We start from the raw sequence: 21,379 nt of genomic DNA on the forward strand, positions 1-21,379 counted from the left end.
AATGCGCACGCTCTAAGTGGCCTGTCGCCACTCACCCCATGACCGAGGAACAATTGCGTGGAAGACGCTCTATTTAAAGAAAAACGAAAATTCATCGTGAAGCTTGGCAAAATGCTGCACAAATACGGCACGCCAGCTTACCGATTAGAAGCACACCTCATGGAGGTGGCCACGCATTTAGAGCTGAAATCCTCGTTTGTAATGTCGCCAACTTCTGTAACCTTCGTTATCTGGACTGAAGGCCATGAAAATGAGTACACCCACGTCGCACGTGTGGACCCAGGTGATCACGATTTAGGTTCCTTGGCAAACACCGATGAAGTAGTCAATGAGCTACTAAGCGGCTTGCTCACTATCAGTGAAGCAGATAAACGCCTCGATGAAATTGCTGTGATGCCTGCACCGTACAACCGTGTCATCACCGCGGGGGCCTTCGCCATGACTGGTGGTGCCTTCGCGATGCTTATGGGCACCAGCTGGAACGACGTGTTTTGGTCTTCATTGCTTACCCTTGTCGTGTATTTGTTCGTGCTGTGGTCGAGTTATTCTCGACGCGTGGCGCACATGCTCGAGCCCGTGGTTGCAGTGGTATCCGCTATTCTCGCGTGTGCAGTCAGTGTGTATCTCGACCCACATATCAATATTCGCTTGGTGGTGCTCTCTAGTATTATCGTCTTCATCCCAGGTTTGGCTCTTGCGCTTGGCTTGGCAGAGCTCGCAGCAAGGCATTTGGTATCAGGTACAGCAAGAGTCATGGACTCATTTATGTTGCTGTTTAAGCTGTATTTTGGGGCATTTATTGGCATAGGTATCGGCTTTGCACTGTTCGGACAAGCCGATTATGTATCACCGGATCCGCTACCCAAGTGGACGCCCTGGTTAGGGGTATTATTCCTGTGTATGTCACTGGTTGTGATTTTTCGAACCAAGACCAAACACGCACTGTGGTCTTTAGCCTCAGGCTTTATTGCCTATGGTGTGAGTATCGCCGGCGCAACGTATCTCGATTACACCTTGGGTACCTTTGTGGGTGCTATGGCTGTGGGTGTATTCAGTAACCTATTTAACCGCATAGCAAATGCCCCAGCGTCCATCGTCGCGATGCAAGGTTTGATTGTCTTGGTGCCAGGTTCGAAAACTTATATCGGACTTAATTCACTGATTGAAGGGCAAGATTTTGTTTACGCCGACCATATCGGCCAACAAACATTCTTGATTTTCATGTCGCTTGTGGCGGGACTCATTTTTGCAAACGTCTTGTTGCCACCAAAGAAAAGCTTATAAAAAAAGAGGGTGAACTTCCAAACGGAAAAGCCTCATGGGTAAAAGAAGGCTAAAGTTCACCCTAAAACACTGCAGGAACAACAATGGATTTTAAAAATACGCTGGTTGAAAGGATTAACGACCGGCGTTAACCCTTGGCTAAAAGCTCTTCATTTACCTTATCAATACCCACTTCCGAAATACGGGTAATGATCTCTTTTTGTTTCGCATCCAAAAGCGAAATACCTTCGGCGACTAAATCATATACGCGCCATTGACCCGATTTGTCTTGGCGTAACTTGAATACGATATCTATGGTGGGTTTGCCCGGCTCAACAATTTCTGTTTTTACCGACGCATAACCATTTGTGGATTGCGCATTAGGCGCAATGAAACGCACTTCTTGGCCGTTGTAGCTCATTAATGCGGTTGCATAAGTCGTTGTTAAATAAGACTCCACCGCGTCGATGAAACTCAACGCCTGTTCTTTGTTTACGTCACGAATATGCTTACCTAAAAGCTTAAAAGACACAAATTTAATATCAATGTGTGGGATCAGCTGCTGTTTAACAACTTCACGCAATAGGGCTTTCTTTTGTGCTTCGGTTGCATCGATTTTGGCAATATCGATAAATAGTTGTTCACCTACTTCTTTTAGCAGGGTGTATGGCTTGTCTTGCTCAGCTGCATTCGCCTGACCGACAAACAGGGCAAAGACAAAAATGACTAAGGAAAATAGTGTTTGAGCTCTCACGGACACTCTCCAGACGATGAATATGGGCGGCATCTTAGTGGATTCTTTCTCGCAATATAAGCAACAAATTCGCACATTATTGATTCCAAAAATGCACAGAATAAAAACCACATATTTTTCAGTCAGTTATGCTATTGATGCCGTGATTGCACAGCTGCTGTGCACATTCACGCGTTGAATGGCAAAAAGGCAATGTAGATAGTACGCGCCCATTTCGCAGTATTAGGTTAGAAGTATGAAACCTTTTTTAGTGGTATTAGTTGTTGTTTTAATGAGTGTTACTCAGGTAGCGAGTGCGAATTCAAGCGAACCTTCTCGGCATGGTTACACCTTGCATTACATTCAAGGGGAAGGTGATGTACAAGGTATCAAACTGGGCTACCAACATTATTTAAGTCAGTATTTACCCGAGCAGTTCGCACAATTTGAGCTGTTGTTTGAAAGCAGCGTAAACTTTTGGCGCTATGGTGATAGTAACGACTATGACCGCAATTTTGTGCTCGCCTTGACCCCTGTGTTCCAATACCCAATAACGACATTGAAAGGCAAGCCCGTATTATTTGAATTTGGTATCGGTTTATCATTGCTCAACGACACAAAATTTGCCGGTAAGGATGTCAGCACTCACTACCAATTTGAAGACCGTATCGGTGTAGTTTACAAACTAGATAAAGCGGAAATTGGATTAAGATATTTGCATTATTCTAATGCGGGGTTTAAGAGTCCAAATCCGGGTTTAGATTTCATTTCGTTGTCCTATTCGAAACGCTTCTGAGCCAAAAACCGTGACGTTCAAGCATATAAATTTGCACTACAGATCTCGAGCAAACTGGTCTTATACGAGTGTTAATGCCAAAATAGCATCAATCCCACCAAATATTATCTGTTGGACGTCACATATGGATACCAGTAGCCGACTCATTATGTTGCTCGAGGTTGTTGAGCAAGGCTCCTTCTCTAAAGCTGCGGCGATGCGCAATATTGACCGCAGCGTCATTTCTAAACAAATTAGTAAGTTAGAAGAAGATTTGGGCGTCAGGTTACTCAATCGCACCACCCGTTCTTTTTCACTTACAGCCGCCGGGGCAGAAATGGTGAAAAATGCCAAAGAGCTGCGTATGTTGTTATCAGAAACAGTGCGCTTGGCAGAAAACTACCACCAGGAGCCACGCGGATTACTGCGTATCGCTACATCGCACACTTTGGGACGGCGCTACATCCAACCTGTGATCAACCAGTTCCAAAAACAATTTCCGCAGGTTAACGTGCATTTGCAACTTGATGACCGCCCCGTTGATTTAATCTCCGAAGGTTATGATCTGGCGTTTCGTATCGGCGAACCCAGAGACTCTTCCTTGATCGCGCGTAAAATTGCCCGCAATCGTATGCTGCTGTTGGCGAGCCCTGAGTTTATTGAAACATATGGCATGCCACAGTCGATGGATGAACTTGCACAATTGCCAGCGGCGACCTATTCAAGCTCACACAAACGGCTCGATTCAATTACCTATATTAATGATCAAAGTGAGCAGTGCGAACAAGTCATCAATTCGGTTTATACCTCTAATGATGGCGAAGTTATTTTAGATAAAGTGCTCTCCGGCACCGCATACTGCATCACTCCTGCTTTTCTCATTGAAGATGAGATCACGCAGGGATTGCTCACGCCATTGTTACCACAGATAAATTTACCCGACTACAGCGCCATGTATGCGCTCTACCCACACAGAGATTTACCTGTTCGGACACGACTGTTGCTCGAAGCGGTGCGTGAATATATTGGTGAGCCAGAGCCTCGATGGGAACGCAATATACCGAACCTAGCCGAGCTTTACCGCACCCAAAATAGTTAATGTTTTCACATTAAAAGACGGATAACGCCTGTGTGAGTTGCTCAAACCCCACAGGCTTACCGATGAAATCATCCATACCCGCATCTAAGCAATGTTTTTTGTCTAGCTCCGAGGTATTGGCGGTCAGCGCAATTATTTGTGGCTGAGTAATTGCGCCGCTTTTGCGAATTTTTCGGGTTGCCGTAAAACCGTCCATCACCGGCATAACACAGTCCATAAAAATGACATCGTACTTGCCTTCATCACTAAGCGCTTTGTCGATAGCCTGTTCGCCATTTTCAGCAAAATCAGCCTCCAATCCCAACTTACCTAACAAAGCTTTCATCACCAAGCGGTTCATTTGGTTATCATCCACCACCAAAACACGAATGTCTTTATTAAGATCAGCCACTTGTGGCAAAAACGTCAATTGCTTTTGAATCGGCTTCCCTTCAGCGACTTGTATCGTAAAAGAAAATTGGCTTCCCTTACCAAGCTCACTGGAAGCTGAGACTTCACCATGCATCATGCGGCAAAGCTCATGGACGATAGATAAGCCTAAGCCTGTACCTCCATATTCCCTCGCAATGTTAGTCCCGCCTTGAGTAAAAGGTTTGAACAAGGTGTTTTTCACTTCCTCGCTCATACCTATTCCTGAATCCTGCACCTGACAACTTAGCTTGTATCCATCAACCTCACTCTGTAATTGAGCCTTCAAGGTAATACTGCCCTGAGCGGTAAATTTAAGTGCATTGCTTAACAAGTTGATTAATATTTGTTTGATACGTGTACCGTCGGCTCGGATCCACACCTCAGGATTGATGGCAAAATCATATTCCAAACGCACACCTTTGTCGGCACACAAGGGGGTGTACATGGATAACACATCATTTAGCAAAATGCTGACGTTAAGGTCCTGCGCTTCGAGTTGCATCTGACCAGCATCGATTTTTGAGTAATCAAGTACATCATTGACCAGTCGCACTAAGGTATCGGCGCCACTCAATGCTAAATCGATGCGCTGAGAGATCAGTTCCAGATCGCTCTCACCGCGCATTGCCAATAACATGCCGTTAATACCATTGATGGGAGTCCGCAGTTCGTGGCTTATTTTGGCAAGGAATTCAGATCGCGCTTTGAGCAGGGCTTCTGCATGTTGGCGTTGCTTGGCCAGTTCATTTCTGGCTTGTACCACGTGACTGATGTCTTGAATGGCGCCACTAATGGAAGTGCATTGGCCATTTTTGAACTCAGGCTTACCCATAATCGCAACCCATTTTTGTTGGTTGTTGCCAGCAATAAGTTGCGACTCGCAGTACCACGGGTTGCCGTCTTCCACGGCTGCTTGGATATAGCTCTCAATGCGAGTGCGTTCATCCTCGGGATAAAACGACAAAGCCGCTGTTAAACTGGGCACATAGCTTTGCTCCACTTCATGCAGCGCCTTTGTTTGCTGCGACCAATACAAAGTGTTCTTAGTGAGGTCAACTTCCCACGCACCAATCTTAGCCATTTCACTCATCGCATTGAGTGACTGGTGTTGAAGTCGCAACTCCTTATTGTCGAAGTAGCGCGCTATTTCAATGCCTATCCACTGTGCTAGCAAGGTCACATAATCTAATTCATCCGTGGTGAACGCCTGTGCACGGGCACCAGCAGAAGAGAAGTTAACAGTGCCGTACACCGCACCTGAAACCACAATTGGCGCACCGATATAGCTTTCGAGCTTAAAATTTTGATAGCAAGGATGAGTAGCAACGTAACTTTGGCCTGCATGCTCAAAAGCAAGTGCGGAATCGGCAACCAAGGTATGGGAACAATAAGTTTCCCCCAAAGCAAATTGAGTACCTCGTGATACTGAATCATCGGGTGTTATAACATGCTCTACGGTGTAAACATCCCCTACCACACGACTGACAATACCTATATCCAACGCGAATTCGTCTAAGCCAAATTGCAGCAGCTGCGCGAGCTTTGATTCAAAGTCTAAGTTTTGGTCAGAGGTAATATGGTGGAGCCTTGCTAGCGTGGTCATGAATGTGCGTCCCTTCCCAGTGTGCCACTAGCTCATTACTCAATGCAGCGCGACACTATCTTCTGTGCTTATGAGATACTAGCAATAATAATACAAATATCTACTTTTGATTATATTAATTAAATTCAAGTAGTTATATTGAGTACAAATATGAAAGTCGGTAAATTTTCAGCTCGCTCAAGCCAGCAAATTGAGGGAGCAAAATATGTAAAAAAAAATGGAGATTTGGCTACATTTTTTAACGTCTTTGTAAGGGACTGTAAAGGCGAGTAATACTATGTAAAAGTAAGAATTTTATTGAATTTTTATCGTCATAAAGAGCAAGTTAACAAACATGGACTCAACAATGACACAATTCAATAACAACAAACTAACACCTATTTTTACTGCGCTTGGCAGCCTCGCCCTGCTTACATTAGGTGCTTGTTCCAGTGATTCTGACGACAGTTCTGATACAGGTGCCATCCAGTTATATAACGGCACTATTAATGGCCCGACGATGACGCTGACAATCGAGGATGTAGCGCGTACCTCCGCGGAACTGGGCGATGTCACCACAACACATAGCTATACCAGTGATGACTATAGCTACGCCATTCAATACACCAATGACCAAGGCAACTTGGTGGATCTCCTCACTGATGATATTGAAATTAAAGGAGACACTAAATCACTCCTAGTTATGTACGGCGACATTGCCGAGCAATTAACGATGAATATTGAGCTGCCAATGGATGATTTCGATGACGAGTTTACCTTGCAGCTATTAAACATTACGCAAGAAGGCCGTCACTTCGATTTATACATGGCAGAAGATGATGGCGTGTTCGACCAAGCAGAACTAATTACATCGGCTGCGTTCGAAACGCTTTCCGAGGCAATCACTATCGAAAATGACAGCTACACCTTCTACTTGACTCAAGCGGGTGATACCACACCGATTTGGCAGTCCGATGTTGTCAACATAAGTGCTGACGAAGCCTTGGTTTTTGTATTACGTCCAAGCTATGACAACAATAGCGACTTCCTTACTATGGATATTATCTCTAACAGTAATTCAGCTTATACACTGAAGAACCAAGATGCTGGCGCACAAGTTCAGTTCTATAACAGCATGGATGAATACACTAACACCACATTCAGAGCGACTAAACACAACGAAGTGCACAGTACAGAACCGGCGTTGGCTGATACCGTGACTCCCTATTTAGAGCTATCGGCAAATAGTTACTCAATTTCCATGCTCGATGAAAGCGGCGGATCACTGGTCGACAACTATTTGCTGACATTGGAGCAAGAGCAAAGTGTACTCGGTGTGTTTTATAATGATGAACAGTATGGTCCTCGCTTACTCAGCGTTACACAAAACCTTGTTCCAAGTAGCGTAACCCATGCAATCACAGTGGTGAACTTGGTGGATCAATATGCGGGTTTGCCAGTAACGAAATTAGACTTTTACTTCACCTTAGATGGTCAGCCGATTTCACAAACCGAACACCATCTAGATGGCGTAAGCCGATATAGCACCAAATCAATCAACCTGCTCGATAAAGCCTATGAGTTTTACGCTATTTTGGAAGACAACGGCCAACAAATCGTGATTCACCAAGAAGGAGACGTCGACTTTACCGACGATGGCAACTACATTCTCATTCTAGAGCGAGACACACAAAGTTCGTCAGGCTACAAGTTAACGCCTATCCATACCGTGTTAGAAGAAACCGACGAATAAAATGCGCTAATCCCAACCAGCGTTGCTGCTTTGTAGATTAAAGTAGCAGCGCTTATCTCATCTTGTGTCACTTATCCCACTGAGCCGCACCTTAATCGCAAACATTGGCATTGTTTGGGCTGATTTGTAAAATGTTCTGCGCACACAACAAGTGAAGGACAGATATGAAATTATTGAAGACAACCTTGGCATTGGCCATGGGTTTAAGTGCCAGCGCGCACGCCATCGCTAATGACACAATTACGGTAGAAGACATCCCTAAAATAAAGAGTGTAATTCAAACCGCTGTTAGCCCAGATGGTGAGCAGGTTGCATTCACTCGCTCTTTGCCGCGTGAACTATATGTTGACGAAAATGGCTTGAACTTCAGCGAACTCTACGTGATCGACGACGAAGGTGTTGAGCGCCCTTACATTACAGGTAAGGTCAACATTAAAAGCATCAGTTGGTCAGCTGATGGCAAAGACATCTACTTCCTTGCAAAAATGGCTGATGACAAGTTTACAGCCTTGTACCACATCCCAGTCGACGGTGGTCAAGCGCAAAAAGTAATGGCATTGAAAGGCCGCTCTATCTCAAGCTATGAGCTAAGCCCTAACGGCAAGCAAGTAGCATTACTTGCAATGCCTGCTAAAGACAAGTCAGAAAAAGAACTGAAGAAGCTCGGCTTTATGGCCGAAGTTTATGAGTTAGGCCTTGATGACATGCAATTGCATATCGTTGACCTAGCTAAAGCTGACAAGCCGCTTGACCCAGAGGCGTTAAGCATTTCTGGCTATGTAAGCGACATGAACTACTCTGCAAATGGCGAAAAATTGCTAATTAAGACGCAGCCGACAGCTTTGATCGATGACAAATACACCAAGTCACAATGGCACCTATTTGATATTGCGAGCAAGCAAGTAACTATGTCATTCAAGACTGAAGGTAAGCTTGATGGTGCTGAACTTTCACATGACGGTCGCTATGTTGCCATTCTAGGCGCTGAAGATAAGCACGACCCAGCGACTGGACGCTTATTCCTTGCTGATACTGAATCTGGTGAAATAAAAGAATGGCTTCCTAACTTTATGGGCCACATCAGCGATTTTGAATGGTCAAACAAAGCCAACACCCTTAACTTCGTTGCCCAAGTTAGCCCTGAGAGCTTTATCGGGCAAATTAAAGTTGGTTCAAACAAGTACAAGAAACTGGTTAAAGAAGGCAAGTTTATTGCGGGTTCTTTAAGTATTTCTGACTCTGATAAAACAATGGCCTTGCGCGCGAACACAGCAAAACACCCAAATGAAGTATTTATGGTGCGCGGTTCCAAAGCTACGCGTCTAAGTGACTCAAACCCTTGGTTAAATGACAAGCGTTTTGCTAAACAAGAAGCGCTGACATTCAAAGCCCGTGATGGCGTTGAGATTGGTGGTGTATTGGTTTACCCACTAGATTACCAAGAAGGTAAGAAGTATCCATTGATCATGGCTGTTCATGGCGGTCCTGAGAGCCATGACAAAAATGGTTGGGTAACAAGCTACTCAGATCCTGGTCAAATGGGTGCTGCACGCGGTTACGCGGTGTTTTACCCTAACTATCGTGGCTCAACAGGCAAAGGTGTTGATTACTCAAAGCTAGGCCAAAATGACTACGCGGGGAAAGAGTTCGACGATTTAGTTGATATGAAGCAATACCTCGTGGACATGGGCTTAGTTGATAGCAAACGTGTTGGTATTACAGGTGGTTCATACGGTGGCTACGCATCAGCTTGGGGCGCAACAAAACTGACTGAGCACTTCGCGGCAAGTGTTATGTTTGTGGGCGTAACTAACCAGCTATCTAAGTTTGGTACGACCGACATTTCAAACGAAATGCATCTAGTTCACGCGCGTTCATACCCTTGGGATAAATGGCAATGGTACCTAGAGCGCAGCCCGATTTACTGGGCTGGTCAATCAAAGACGCCACTTCTTATCATGCATGGTAAAGACGACCCTCGCGTACACCCTGCACAATCTATGGAGCTCTACCGCTACATGAAAGTGCAAGGCAAAGACGTGCGCTTGGTGTATTACCCAGGTGAAGGTCATGGTAACCGCAAAGTAGCAGCGCAATACGACTACAGCTTGCGTTTAATGCGTTGGATGGACAACTACTTAATGGATGGCAACAAAGACATGCCAGAATTTGAGATTGACCACGCAGCTAAGTTAAAAGCGGTGAAAGACGCTAAAAAAGAAGATTAATTCATGGTAGTAATTCGCTGAATTAATAGTAAAAAAGCCTGCTTATGCAGGCTTTTTTTTCGGTTATTTCAAACCACAGGTATTGTCTAACCAGTCAATCAGTTCTGAATAGAACTTCTGCTTATGACCGTAGAATAAGGTATTCATGAAGTGATCCGCATCTTCTAACACCACATATTTGTGTGGCTTGTTATGCTTTTTAAGCTCACTGACAAATGCATTACTGTGCTCGATGGGCACTCGACCATCAATATCACCGTGGATAACAAGTATTGGTACGTTTACCTTTTCAACTTGCTCTACAGGTGAAACACCTTTGATAGTCGGGCGTTGAAGTCGACTTAATAATGGGTTGTCATTCAATGTTGCATTGATACGCGATAAGTCACTCACGCCCGCTCCAGCTACCGTACACTGGTACATGTTGTTTTCACGCATGGATGCAGCAAACGCCGCATAACCACCGTAACTCCAGCCAAACATCGCCACTTTATCTTTCGATGTAATGCCTTTATCAATCATGTACTGAGCAGCGTCATCCAAATCATCCTGCATATTCAAGCCCCAGTTTTTATCACCGGCTTTCCAGTGCTCTAAACCGTAACCCGTAGAGCCGCGATAGTTAGGCTGAATAACGGCATACCCATGTGACACAAGCAGCTGCGCCCACTCATCAAAGGTGATGACATCACGCACCCAAGGACCACCGTGCGGCAATACGATGCTTGGGAAAGGGCCTTTGCCTTCAGGGACTGTCAGATAAGCGCGAATCTTACGGCCATCACGGGCGTCATAAGAAATATATTTGGATTCGGCAAGTTTCGACTTATCAAGAAAGGGCATGCGCTCGCCAATTTTGATAATGCTCTTTTTATCTTTCAGTAAATAATAAGTGCCTGGATCGGTGCCCGATTGGGTCATCAGTACAATGGTATTGTAGTCATCTGAAGTGCTTGATAGTGATACAAAACTATCAGGAAACGCCTGTTTAACTCCCTCATAAACTGCCTGATATTCTGGTTCAGTGATGTAATATTCTGGGTGCTTGCTGTTATATGAGAACCCTCGGACATTACCTTGTTTGTCAAAAATGACGTTATTGGTATCCACTGTTTTCAAACCGAACAATCGGTCCGAGTACGTCTGCGTCTTCACATCAAATAGATAAACGCCTGTTTTGTCTTCGCCTTTGTTCGCAATGACATACAGTTTGTTTGGGTCTTCGTTCGATATACCTTGGATGTCAAAGGTTTCACGGTTTTCACCACTATTAGAGTAGATTTTTTTCCACTCTTCACTACCCTTTTCTCGAACAAAGGTATCGATTGATTGGTCGGCTCTATTCCACCCCGTTGCAATGCGAACATCACCGTCTTTGTCAGCAACGAAGCCGCCCGTGATCTTGTCGTTGCCTCGCATCACCAATGATTCGCGACCAGTGTTGATGTTGAGCTTAACCACATCAGGGATCCAGTTATCATTAATGTCGACTTCTACTAGCACTTCGTCTTTTTGATCTGGCAATATATCGATAATGCTAAAGCCAACATTACCTTGTTTCTTCAACGGTACGAGCCAATTACCTTTACCATCTGCATCAGTAATGGCGAACTTACTCACCCAATATTTTTTGCCACTGTCTTCAAGTAACTGACGAAATACAACGAGGATCTTGTCATCGTTTAACCAACTCACGCCCGACACCCGCATTTTGTCAGCGCCTAAGCGAACGGGGTTTTGCCCAAGTTTAGCAGTGTCATGCACTTCGATGATGTAATCACCATCCTTGGAAGTCGCACGCTGCATCACCAACTTTTTACCATTCGGTGACACTTTAATCGATTGAATTGCAGGAAGAATTGAAAAGCTCTCTATTAAGCTAATATCCTTCCCTGATGTATCTTGTTGAGCATCATTTGCTCCAGCAACCTGCGTAAACAGCAATCCGGCTACTACAAGTGATTGTATAAGACGTGTTGTTTTCATCACTTTCTCCTGAATTGAAAATGGCTTCCCGAGAGAAGCCATATCGTTATCATCAACTGATTAAGCTGGTATTAGAATGCAGCTTTGAAGTTGATGAACGGTGTACGACCAAAGATGTCATAGCCAACACCCAATGGGATGTTGTGGCTTGAGAATGAACCAGCTGGGTCAACTTTTGGTGGCTCGTCGTTGAATACGTTACGAACACCTGCGTTGATGCTGAATGAATCAAACTTGAAGTTGAAGCTGATGTTATGTACCCAGTAGTCTTCAGTGTATGCAAGAGGACGACACATAAGTGCTTCACCAGATGCATTCAATAGACCCGTACAACCGTCAGTGTATTCTTCGAATTCACCTAGGTCATCTTCTTCACCTTTACCAATGTAACGTGCTTCCCAGTTTACTGAGTAGTCGTCATAAGCAAGCTTAATACGACCGTAACCACGCCATTCTGGGTAGTCTGGCTCACCTACGTTATCATCAATTGTACCTAATACATCGTACATTGACTCGCTCATCTTCGTTGCTTGAAGATCAACTGTTAAACCAAGGTTTCTCTCATTCACTACGAAATCTTGGTCGTAGAAAATGTTGAAGTCAGTACCTTTAGACGAAATCAAACCAATGTTGATGAATGTCCCGTCTACTAGGTTGATTTGACCATTTTCGTCACGATTGATGCGTTCACAGAATGCACGGTTACCGTCTGCTGCATAACACTGATTAACGCTGTATGCTGCTGAAGGCTCCGCAATACTGTTGGTCACTTCAATATCGAAGCGAGTTGCAGAAAGTGTTAGCTCAAAATCATCGCTGAACGGTTGTTCAAAGATGAAACCGTATGTTTTAGCCACTGATGTTTCTGGGTTTAGCAACTCAGAACCACCCGAATTAACTTCTATGTTTGTAGCTTGGTTGAACGCAGGGCTACCATCTTGGCCAAGACCCAGTGATGTTGGATCGACGCCTGATGCACGACATGCGTCAAGTGTTGCTGCAGAACGCTCATCAAGAGAAGCATCATACACAAATGAATCTGGTACTAGAGGGTCACCTACACGCGCATCACCAGGAACAACACAGGTATCAGTTACGTCTGTAAAGCCAGTTGTACCGTTTAGGAAGCGCTCACGTAAGTTAGGTGCGCGGTACGAAGTACCTTTCGTTGCACGTAATGTGAACCACTCAACTGGACGATAGATTGCTTTTAAGCTGTATGTGCTTTCTGCGTCATAGAAGCTCTCTTCCGAGATACGACCTGATGCAGTTACTGTGAGTTCTTCTGCAAACTTAGCACCACGTGCAAGAGGGAAGTCCATCTCAGTGAATACTTCTTTCAAGTTACGAGAACCATCAGCTCCTTGGTCAGAGAAGTAGTGCATCAAACCGCCGTTAGCAGCAACATCATTCGGATTTGACTCAATCTCATCGCGACGGAACTCTGCACCCACGATGATGTTCACAGCCTCATTGTTCCAAGGGATATTGAACATTTCACCGCCAACAAAACCATTAACCACTAATTGGTTAACTTTGGTTTCCATGTAACGCTCAGTGAACAAGAATGCCGCTTCAGCATCCGTGAAGGCACCACCACCGGTTTGGTAGATATTGTCGGCAAATAGGTTTACTGGCACACAGCCATTTGACTCATCAGCACAGCTCACAGTGCCGTCATCAGCTACTACTGTGGCTAGAGATTGCGCAAGGCGTGCGCGGTCAATACCATTTAATGAGTTTGTACCTTTTGACGCACTGTACGACGCATAAACATCATAGTACCAACCGTGCAGATCAGCAGCTTCAAATACAGGTAGGTCACCGGTTAAACCAGCCACTACGCGGTATTGATCAACTTCCACATTGCTTTGGTCACGGTCACCACGAATATTAACAACAGGTTGAACCCATTGTGGACCCGTTGTGCCAGCACCTAGCATTTCATAACAGTCAATACCGTATACACCACATGGGTTGTAGGCGTTGTCAGCACCGACAGTAGGGAAGAACTGAGCACCAGGGCTGAATGAATCAGATTCACGCTTAGCGTATAAACCTTCGTAGTAGAAGGTTGTATTTGAATCACCACCTAGTGTGTGTTCACCGCTTAACATAATTGAGTAACGCTTATTCTGGCTTAAGTAATCACCGCTACGGTAGTAGTCAGAATTTTGGAACGCGTAGAACGGGTCAGAGAAGTCAACATCACGAAGACCATCGCCATCACCGTCAATAAACACGCCATCGCCTTTGTCAAAATCGATGATGCCGTCACCGTTGAAGTCGCCACCAACCCATCCAGGTAGATAACCTTCAAGGCTTGAGCTTACCGTAGTTTCACTGAAACCAGGAATACCCGTATTTGAGAAGCCTGGCGTTGCATATACATAGCCCCAGAAAGCGTTATTAACATACATGCGATTAGTTAGAGGGAAAATATCACAGGTACTCTCTTGAGCGATTGGGCCGTTACCTGAGTTACGAGTGATGATATCACCTTCTTCAGTTTCCCAAATACGCTCTTCACATCCTTGTAAGAATGGGTTACCAGCGCGCGATTGTGCTTTTTGGTCAGTGTACTCAGCACCAATGGTTACGAAACCATTGTCGTAAGTATTACCCCACATTGCAGAAAGTACGGATTCTTCACCACCGTCGCCTTTAGGTTGCTTGTATGAGCCCTGTACTTCGAAGCCTTCAACGTCTTTACGTAGCATGATGTTAGCAACACCCGCTACCGCGTCAGAGCCGTATACCGTTGATGCACCATCAAAAAGGTTCTCAACGCGTGAAATCATAACACCTGGAATTAGGTTCAAGTCAGCAGCGGTTGGTGCGCCACCTACACCGGCTGGAGCCATACGACGACCGTTGATAAGTACAAGCGTACGCTCAGCCCCTAGACCACGGAAGCCGATAGTTGCAGCACCCGGGCCATTATCTAGTACATAACCACCGAAGGTGTTATCAATCTGTGTACCCGATGCTTGGTTCGTTGTTTGTAGCATCTCACCTGCGTCGAAAAGACCCATTTCACGAGAGAAGTCACCGCTGATAACCTGAATAGGAGAAGCGTTTGAGAATTCAGCGCGACGGATTCGCGAACCCGTAACTTCAATGCGCTCTGGTGCTTCTTCTTCAATTGTTGTTTCTTCCTTGTTCTCTTCTTCTGCAGCATATGAAGAAAATGCAGTAACACTCGAACCAAGAAGCAAAGAGTATTGAATCGCCCTGCCGATTTTAGATTTGTTAAACATTTTTATTCCCTGAAAATTATAATAATTAAAATCCCGACCCTCTTAATAATTAAATAGCACAGAAGATCAGCCCTATATTTATTAACATGAGGAACAACAACATGACAACAAAAAAATAGATAAGTAAATATCTATATTTAAAATAAAATGTACATAACTTTTTACCTTCCCACCAAAAACAAAAAACAATAACTCACAACACAAAACACCAACTCATTGATTAGTAACGATTTTATTTAAATAGCCATGCAAGCTACATAATCCTAAAAATACAAATAGTTAACAATTCAAACCGTTAACAACTTATTTATATTGCTTAAAACAAGATAGTGCATTTACATTTTATTAATTCAAAAATACACTTACATTAATTAAACAATTAAATTATTTACCACCAAATCCTCGACATAAATTTATATACTAAATTTAAAAAGCAACTAGTGAGCTTAATTGTCTTAATATAGAAGCCAAAATTTAGTGTAAACCTACCCATTAAGCTCTCTGAATTTGCGTTCATCATCATCTAAATTGTGCATTAACACTGTCTCAGAGCAGAAATAGAGACGACATACCTTGGTGGTGGGTATGTAACAATCGACCAAAGAAGTAAATTTAGAGTATTTAGATTTCCACAATAGCCGTATCTAGGCCCCCCCTGATTGTGTCAGAGGCAACATACTGAGAGACAATTACTTAGATGTGTTGGCAAGGAAGTTAAGGAAACAGATGTAACGAATGCCGCTGCTTAATTATTAGCTTAACCTCACTCTTCATCCTTACATCCACTGAGACTTCATTAACGGTATAGGCGTTCTGAAGGAATGAGTTGAAGGTATTAGCGAATGCCTAATTTGGAATTAGCCATGCAACTAAGTTAAAAGCGGTGAAAGACGCTAAAAAAGAAAGTGAATGAGGTGAATGAGTTCACGAACTAAATGAAAAAGCCTGCATGATGCAGGCTTTTTTTCGGTTATTTCAAACCACAGGTATTGTCTAACCAATCGATGAGTTCAGAATAGAACTTCTGTTTGTGACCGTAGAACAAGGTGTTCATGAAGTGATCTGCATCTTCTAACACTACATATTTGTGTTGTTTGTTATGCTTTTTAAGCTCACTCACAAATGCATCACTATGCTCGATAGGTACTCGGCCATCGATATCACCGTGGATTACAAGTATTGGCACGTTTACCTTTTCAACTTGCTCTACAGGTGAAACCCCCTTAATAGTCGGGCGCTGCAATTTATTTAAAAGTGCGTTGTCATGAAGTCGCGCGTTGATACGCGATAAATCACTCACGCCCGCTCCGGCAACAGTACATTGGTACATGTTGTTTTCACGCATGGATGCAGCAAACGCTGCGTAACCACCGTAACTCCAGCCAAACATTGCCACTTTGTCTTTTGATGTGATGCCTTTATCAATCATGTACTGAGCAGCGTCATCCAAATCATCCTGCATCTTCAAGCCCCAGTTTTTATCACCGGCTTTCCAGTGCTCTAAACCGTAACCGGTAGAGCCACGGTAATTAGGCTGAATAACGGCATACCCATGTGACACTAGTAGTTGAGTCCATTCATCAAAAGTAATGACATCACGCACCCAAGGACCGCCGTGCGGCAGCACAATACTTGGGAATGGGCCCTCTCCTTCTGGCACTGTCAAGTAGGCACGAATCTTTCGACCATCACGCGCTTTATAAGAAATGTACTTAGAGTCAGCAAGCTTAGTTTTATCGATGAACGGCATGCGCTCGCCAATTTTGATAATGCTCTTCTTGTCTTTCAGTAAATAGTAAGTCCCCGGATCGGTGCCAGACTGGGTCATAAATGCGATAGTATTGTAGTCATCGGAGGTGCTTGATAGTGATAAGAAGCTACCAGGGAATGCCTGTTTTACACCTTCGTACACAGCCAAATATTCAGGGTCTGTTATGTAGTATTCTGGATATTTGCCACTGTAGGTATAGCCTCGGATATCGCCATGTTTGTCGAAAATTATGTTGTCTGTATCAACCGTTTTTAAGCCGAAAAGCCTGTCTGAGAACTTTCCAGTTTTAATGTCATACAAGTAAGCGCCAGTTTTATCTTCACCATTATTCGCTATGACATAAAGTTTGTTAGGATCGTCATTTGAAACAGCTTTAATCACAAACGTTTCACGGTCTTCACCGGTATTAGAGTAAATAGTTTTCCACTCATCGCTACCTTTTTCTCGAGCAAATGCATCAACTGATTGATTATTTTGATTCCAACCAGAAGCAACACGAATTTCACCGTCTTTATCAGCTATAAAGCCGTTATTTACTTTAGTACTTCCACGCAAAATCATGCGCTCGCGACCGGTTTTGATGTTGAGCTTAACCACATCAGGGATCCAGTTATCATTCACATCAACTTCAACCAAAACTTCATCTTCATGATCTGGCAGAATATCAATAATGCTGAAACTTACATTACCTGATTTTTTAAACGGTTGAAGCCAATCACCTTTTCCATCGGCATCAGTAATGGCGAACTTATTCACCCAATATTTTTTACCACTGTCTTCTAGCAGTTGGCGAAATACAACGAGGATCTTGTCATCGTTTAACCAGCTTACGCCTGACACTCGCATTTTGTCAGCGCCTAAGCGAACGGGGTTTTGCCCAAGTTTAGCTGTGTCATGCACTTCGATGATGTAATCACCATCTTTGGAAGTCGCACGCTGCATCACCAACTTCTTACCATTCGGTGATACTTGAATCGATTGAATTGCAGGAAGAATTGAAAAGCTCTCGATTAAGCTAATATCTTTCGCTGATGTATCTTGTTGAGCATCATTTGCTCCAGCAACCTGAGTAAACAGCAATCCGGCTACTGCAAGTGATTGTATGAGGTTTTTTGTTTTCATCACTTTCTCCTAAATTGAAAATGGCTTCCCGAGAGAAGCCATTTAATTTTCATTAACTTATCAAGCTGTTATTAGAATGCAGCTTTGAAGTTGATGAACGGTGTACGACCAAATGTGTCGTAGCCAACACCCAATGGGATGTTGTGGCTTGAGAATGAACCAGCTGGGTCAACTTTTGGTGGCTCGTCGTTGAATACGTTACGAACACCTGCGTTGATGCTGAATGAATCAAACTTGAAGTTGAAGCTGATGTTATGTACCCAGTAGTCTTCAGTGTATGCAAGAGGACGACACATAAGTGCTTCGCCAGATGCATTCAATAGACCCGTACAACCGTCAGTGTATTCTTCGAATTCACCTAGGTCATCTTCTTCACCTTTACCGATGTAACGTGATTCCCAGTTTACTGAGTAGTCGTCATAAGCAAGCTTAATACGACCGTAACCACGCCATTCTGGGTAGTCTGGCTCACCTACATTGTCATCCACTGTACCTAATACATCGTACATTGACTCGCTCATCTTCGTTGCTTGAAGATCAACGGTCAAACCAAGGTTCTTCTCATTTACTACGAAGTCTTGGTCGTAGAAGATGTTGAAGTCAGTACCTTTAGATGAAATCAAACCAATGTTGATGAAGCTTGCATCAACGTCGCTGATACGGCCATCCGCACCACGGTCGATACGGCTACAGAACGCAGCGTTACCGTCTGCTGAATAACATTGGTCAACACTGTATGCAGCTGAAGGCTCAGCAATACTGTTAGTTACTTCAATGTCAAAACGAGTTGCAGAGAAGGTTAGCTCGAAATCATCGCTGAACGGTTGTTCAAGGATGAAACCGTATGTTTTAGCTACTGATGTTTCAGGGTTAAGCTCTGTAGTACCACCGGTAGTTACTTCAACGCTTGTGCCTTGAGTAAAGGTGTTAGTACCGTTTTGGCCAAGACCAAGTGAAGTTGGGTCTACGCCATCAGCCGAACACGCCGCTAGTACTGCTGCGCTACGTGAATCACCGTTTGCATCATACGTAGGTGGTGCAGTTGGGTCTGTTGGATCAGATACACGCGCTTCATCAGGAACAACACACACGTCAGTTACGCTGTTGAAACCAGATGTACCGTTCAAGAAACGCTCACGTAAGTTAGGTGCACGGTACGAAGTACCTTTAGTAGCACGAAGTGTAACCCACTCAACTGGACGGTAGATTGCTTTTAAGCTGTATGTGCTTTCTGCGTCGTAGAAGCTCTCTTCTGAGATACGACCTGATGCAGTTACTGTGATTTCTTCCGCGAATTTAGCGCCACGTGCTAGTGGGAAATCAAACTCAGTAAACACTTCTTTTAGGTTACGCGAACCGTCTGCACCTTGGTCAGCAAAGTAACCCCAAGCAAGACCTTCTGCAGAAACGTCATTCGGGTTAGATTCAATCTCATCACGACGGTACTCAGCACCGATGATCATGTTCACCGCTTCGTTGTTCCAAGGAATGTTGAACAACTCACCACCTACGAAACCGTTAATCACTAGCTGGTTAACTTTGGTTTCCATATAACGGTTGCCGAATAAGAATGCCGCTTCAGCATCTGTTAGCGTACCGCCACCTTCTTGGTAGATGTTTTCAGCAAATAAGTTTACTGGCACACAGCCGTTTGACGTGTCAGCACAGCTTACTGTGCCGTCTGCTGCAACTACTGTATCAAGCGCTTGAAGAAGGTTTGATTCAAGAATTGCTTGGCGATTATCTGTACCGTTTGACGCACTGTATGAAGCATAAATGTCATAGTACCAAGCTTTCTGCTCAGCAAACTCAAAGATAGGTAGGTCGCCAGTGAAACCAGCTACTACGCGATACTGTTCAACTTCTACGTCAACACGATCACGGTCACCACGGATGTTCACGATTGGGCGAACCCACGTTGGGCCACCTTGCGCACCTAGGAATGACAAACAGTCGATGTCGCTGTAAGCACCACACGGGTTGTATGCGTTTGAAGGTGATACCCACTCAAATAACTGCGCGCCTGGGCTAAAGATTGGTGATTCACGCTTAGCGTACAAACCTTCGTAGTAGAACGTAGTGTTTGATTCACCACCCAGTGAATGCTCACCGTTAAGCATTAAAGAGTAGCGCTTGTTACGGCTTAGGTAATCACCGCTGCGGTAGTAATCAGAGTTCTGGTATGCGTAGAATGGGTCAGAGAAGTCAACATCACGAAGACCATCTAGGTTGCCATCAACAAATACACCATCGCCTTTATCAAAGTCGATGATACCGTCACCGTTGAAGTCACCAGGAACCCAAGTAGGGAAGAAACCAGCGTACGCTGAGTTTACAGTCGTTTCACTTAGGTTAGGAATGTCTGTGTTAGTAAAACCAGGCGTGTAGTACAAGCTGCCCCAGAAGTTGTTCAACTGAACACGGTTTGTAAGAGGGAAGATGTCACACACGCTTTCTTGTGCGATTGGGCCATTACCTGAGTTACGAGTGATGATATCACCTTCTTCAGTTTCCCAAATACGCTCTTCACAACCTTGTAAGAATGCGTTACCCGCACGTGATTGTGCTTGTTGGTCTGTGTACTCAGCACCAATGGTTACGAAACCATTGTCGTAAGTGTTACCCCACATTGCAGAAAGAACAGTTTCTTCACCGCCGTCGCCTTTAGGTTGCTTGTAAGAACCTTGGATTTCGAAGCCTTCAACGTCTTTACGCAGCATGATGTTAGCAACACCTGCTACCGCGTCAGAACCGTATACGGTTGACGCACCGTCAAAAAGGTTTTCAACGCGTGAGATCATTACACCCGGAATTAGGTTCAAGTCAGCAGAAGTTGGCGCACCACCTACACCGGCTGGAGCCATACGGCGACCGTTGATAAGTACAAGCGTACGCTCAGCACCTAGACCACGGAAACCGATAGTTGCAGAACCTGGGCCGTTATCTAGAACGTAACCACCGAAGGTGTTATCAATCTGTGTACCCGATGCTTGGTTCGTTGTTTGTAGCATCTCACCTGCGTCGAAAAGACCCATTTCACGTGAGAAGTCACCGCTGATAACTTGGATTGGAGAAGCGTTTGAGAATTCAGCACGACGGATACGAGAACCCGTGACTTCAATGCGCTCTGGCGCTTCTTCTTCGATTGTAGTGCCTTCCTTGTTCTCTTCTTCTGCAGCATACGCGCCAGTTACAAAAGAAGCAGAGCCAAGCAATAGCGAATAGGTTACAGCTTTGCTTAGTAATGTTTTCTTAAACATTGTTAATACCCCTGAGATGTTATTATTTTGATGTCGTATTTTGTTACATGTAAGACAATACGACTAGGCTAATACTTACATAAAAAACCCAAAAAACACAACAAAATAAGTCAATCGCAATAATAAATATTGCCCC

At 44.3% G+C, this 21,379-nt stretch carries 11 protein-coding genes; 5 read left to right on the forward strand and 6 right to left on the reverse strand.

Annotation, left to right across the window (positions count from 1 at the left end; all coding sequences use genetic code 11):
• Positions 1-57: 57 nt before the first annotated feature.
• Entirely contained in the window at positions 58-1,284 is a 1,227-nt protein-coding gene (locus V1358_RS08635; RefSeq protein WP_347393242.1) for a threonine/serine exporter family protein, read from the forward strand.
• A gap of 127 nt (positions 1,285-1,411) precedes the next feature.
• Here V1358_RS08635 and V1358_RS08640 read toward each other — a convergent pair whose 3' ends face one another.
• Positions 1,412-2,017, reverse strand: coding sequence for an MlaC/ttg2D family ABC transporter substrate-binding protein (locus V1358_RS08640; RefSeq protein WP_347389583.1), 606 nt, complete (start codon positions 2,015-2,017; stop codon positions 1,412-1,414).
• Between the two features lie 235 nt (positions 2,018-2,252).
• On the opposite strand from V1358_RS08640, the gene V1358_RS08645 reads away from it, so the two are divergent.
• Both V1358_RS08645 and V1358_RS08650 read left to right on the forward strand, forming a co-directional pair.
• The gene (locus tag V1358_RS08645) at positions 2,253-2,792 is read left to right on the forward strand and encodes an acyloxyacyl hydrolase (RefSeq protein WP_347393243.1); all 540 of its coding nucleotides are present in this window, start codon (positions 2,253-2,255) and stop codon (positions 2,790-2,792) included.
• A gap of 124 nt (positions 2,793-2,916) precedes the next feature.
• Complete coding sequence (locus V1358_RS08650; RefSeq protein ID WP_347393244.1) at positions 2,917-3,870, forward strand: LysR family transcriptional regulator; 954 nt, start codon at positions 2,917-2,919, stop codon at positions 3,868-3,870.
• A gap of 10 nt (positions 3,871-3,880) precedes the next feature.
• Here V1358_RS08650 and V1358_RS08655 read toward each other — a convergent pair whose 3' ends face one another.
• Entirely contained in the window at positions 3,881-5,884 is a 2,004-nt protein-coding gene (locus V1358_RS08655) for a GAF domain-containing hybrid sensor histidine kinase/response regulator (RefSeq protein ID WP_347393245.1), read from the reverse strand.
• A 346-nt stretch (positions 5,885-6,230) separates the two neighbouring features.
• On the opposite strand from V1358_RS08655, the gene V1358_RS08660 reads away from it, so the two are divergent.
• Together V1358_RS08660 and V1358_RS08665 are read left to right on the forward strand one after the other, a co-directional pair.
• Positions 6,231-7,616: a hypothetical protein gene (locus V1358_RS08660; protein WP_347393246.1), complete on the forward strand. Its 1,386-nt coding sequence runs from the start codon at positions 6,231-6,233 to the stop codon at positions 7,614-7,616.
• A 164-nt stretch (positions 7,617-7,780) separates the two neighbouring features.
• Positions 7,781-9,844: a S9 family peptidase gene (locus V1358_RS08665; protein ID WP_347389588.1), complete on the forward strand. Its 2,064-nt coding sequence runs from the start codon at positions 7,781-7,783 to the stop codon at positions 9,842-9,844.
• Between the two features lie 63 nt (positions 9,845-9,907).
• Here V1358_RS08665 and V1358_RS08670 read toward each other — a convergent pair whose 3' ends face one another.
• The 4 genes from V1358_RS08670 to V1358_RS08685 all read right to left on the reverse strand — a co-directional run bounded on the left by V1358_RS08670 (position 9,908) and on the right by V1358_RS08685 (position 21,243).
• A complete protein-coding gene (locus V1358_RS08670; protein ID WP_347393247.1) occupies positions 9,908-11,830 on the reverse strand; it encodes an alpha/beta hydrolase family protein in 1,923 nt (640 codons plus the stop codon).
• A 71-nt stretch (positions 11,831-11,901) separates the two neighbouring features.
• Positions 11,902-15,090 carry a TonB-dependent receptor domain-containing protein gene (locus V1358_RS08675; protein ID WP_347393248.1) on the reverse strand — a complete coding sequence of 1,063 codons (3,189 nt, stop codon included), beginning with the start codon at positions 15,088-15,090 and terminating at the stop codon, positions 11,902-11,904.
• A 970-nt stretch (positions 15,091-16,060) separates the two neighbouring features.
• Positions 16,061-17,983: an alpha/beta hydrolase family protein gene (locus V1358_RS08680; protein WP_347393249.1), complete on the reverse strand. Its 1,923-nt coding sequence runs from the start codon at positions 17,981-17,983 to the stop codon at positions 16,061-16,063.
• Between the two features lie 71 nt (positions 17,984-18,054).
• Complete coding sequence (locus V1358_RS08685; protein ID WP_347393250.1) at positions 18,055-21,243, reverse strand: TonB-dependent receptor domain-containing protein; 3,189 nt, start codon at positions 21,241-21,243, stop codon at positions 18,055-18,057.
• Positions 21,244-21,379 lie beyond the last annotated feature (136 nt).

This window comes from Pseudoalteromonas pernae (assembly GCF_039831865.1).
Lineage (GTDB): Bacteria > Pseudomonadota > Gammaproteobacteria > Enterobacterales > Alteromonadaceae > Pseudoalteromonas > Pseudoalteromonas pernae.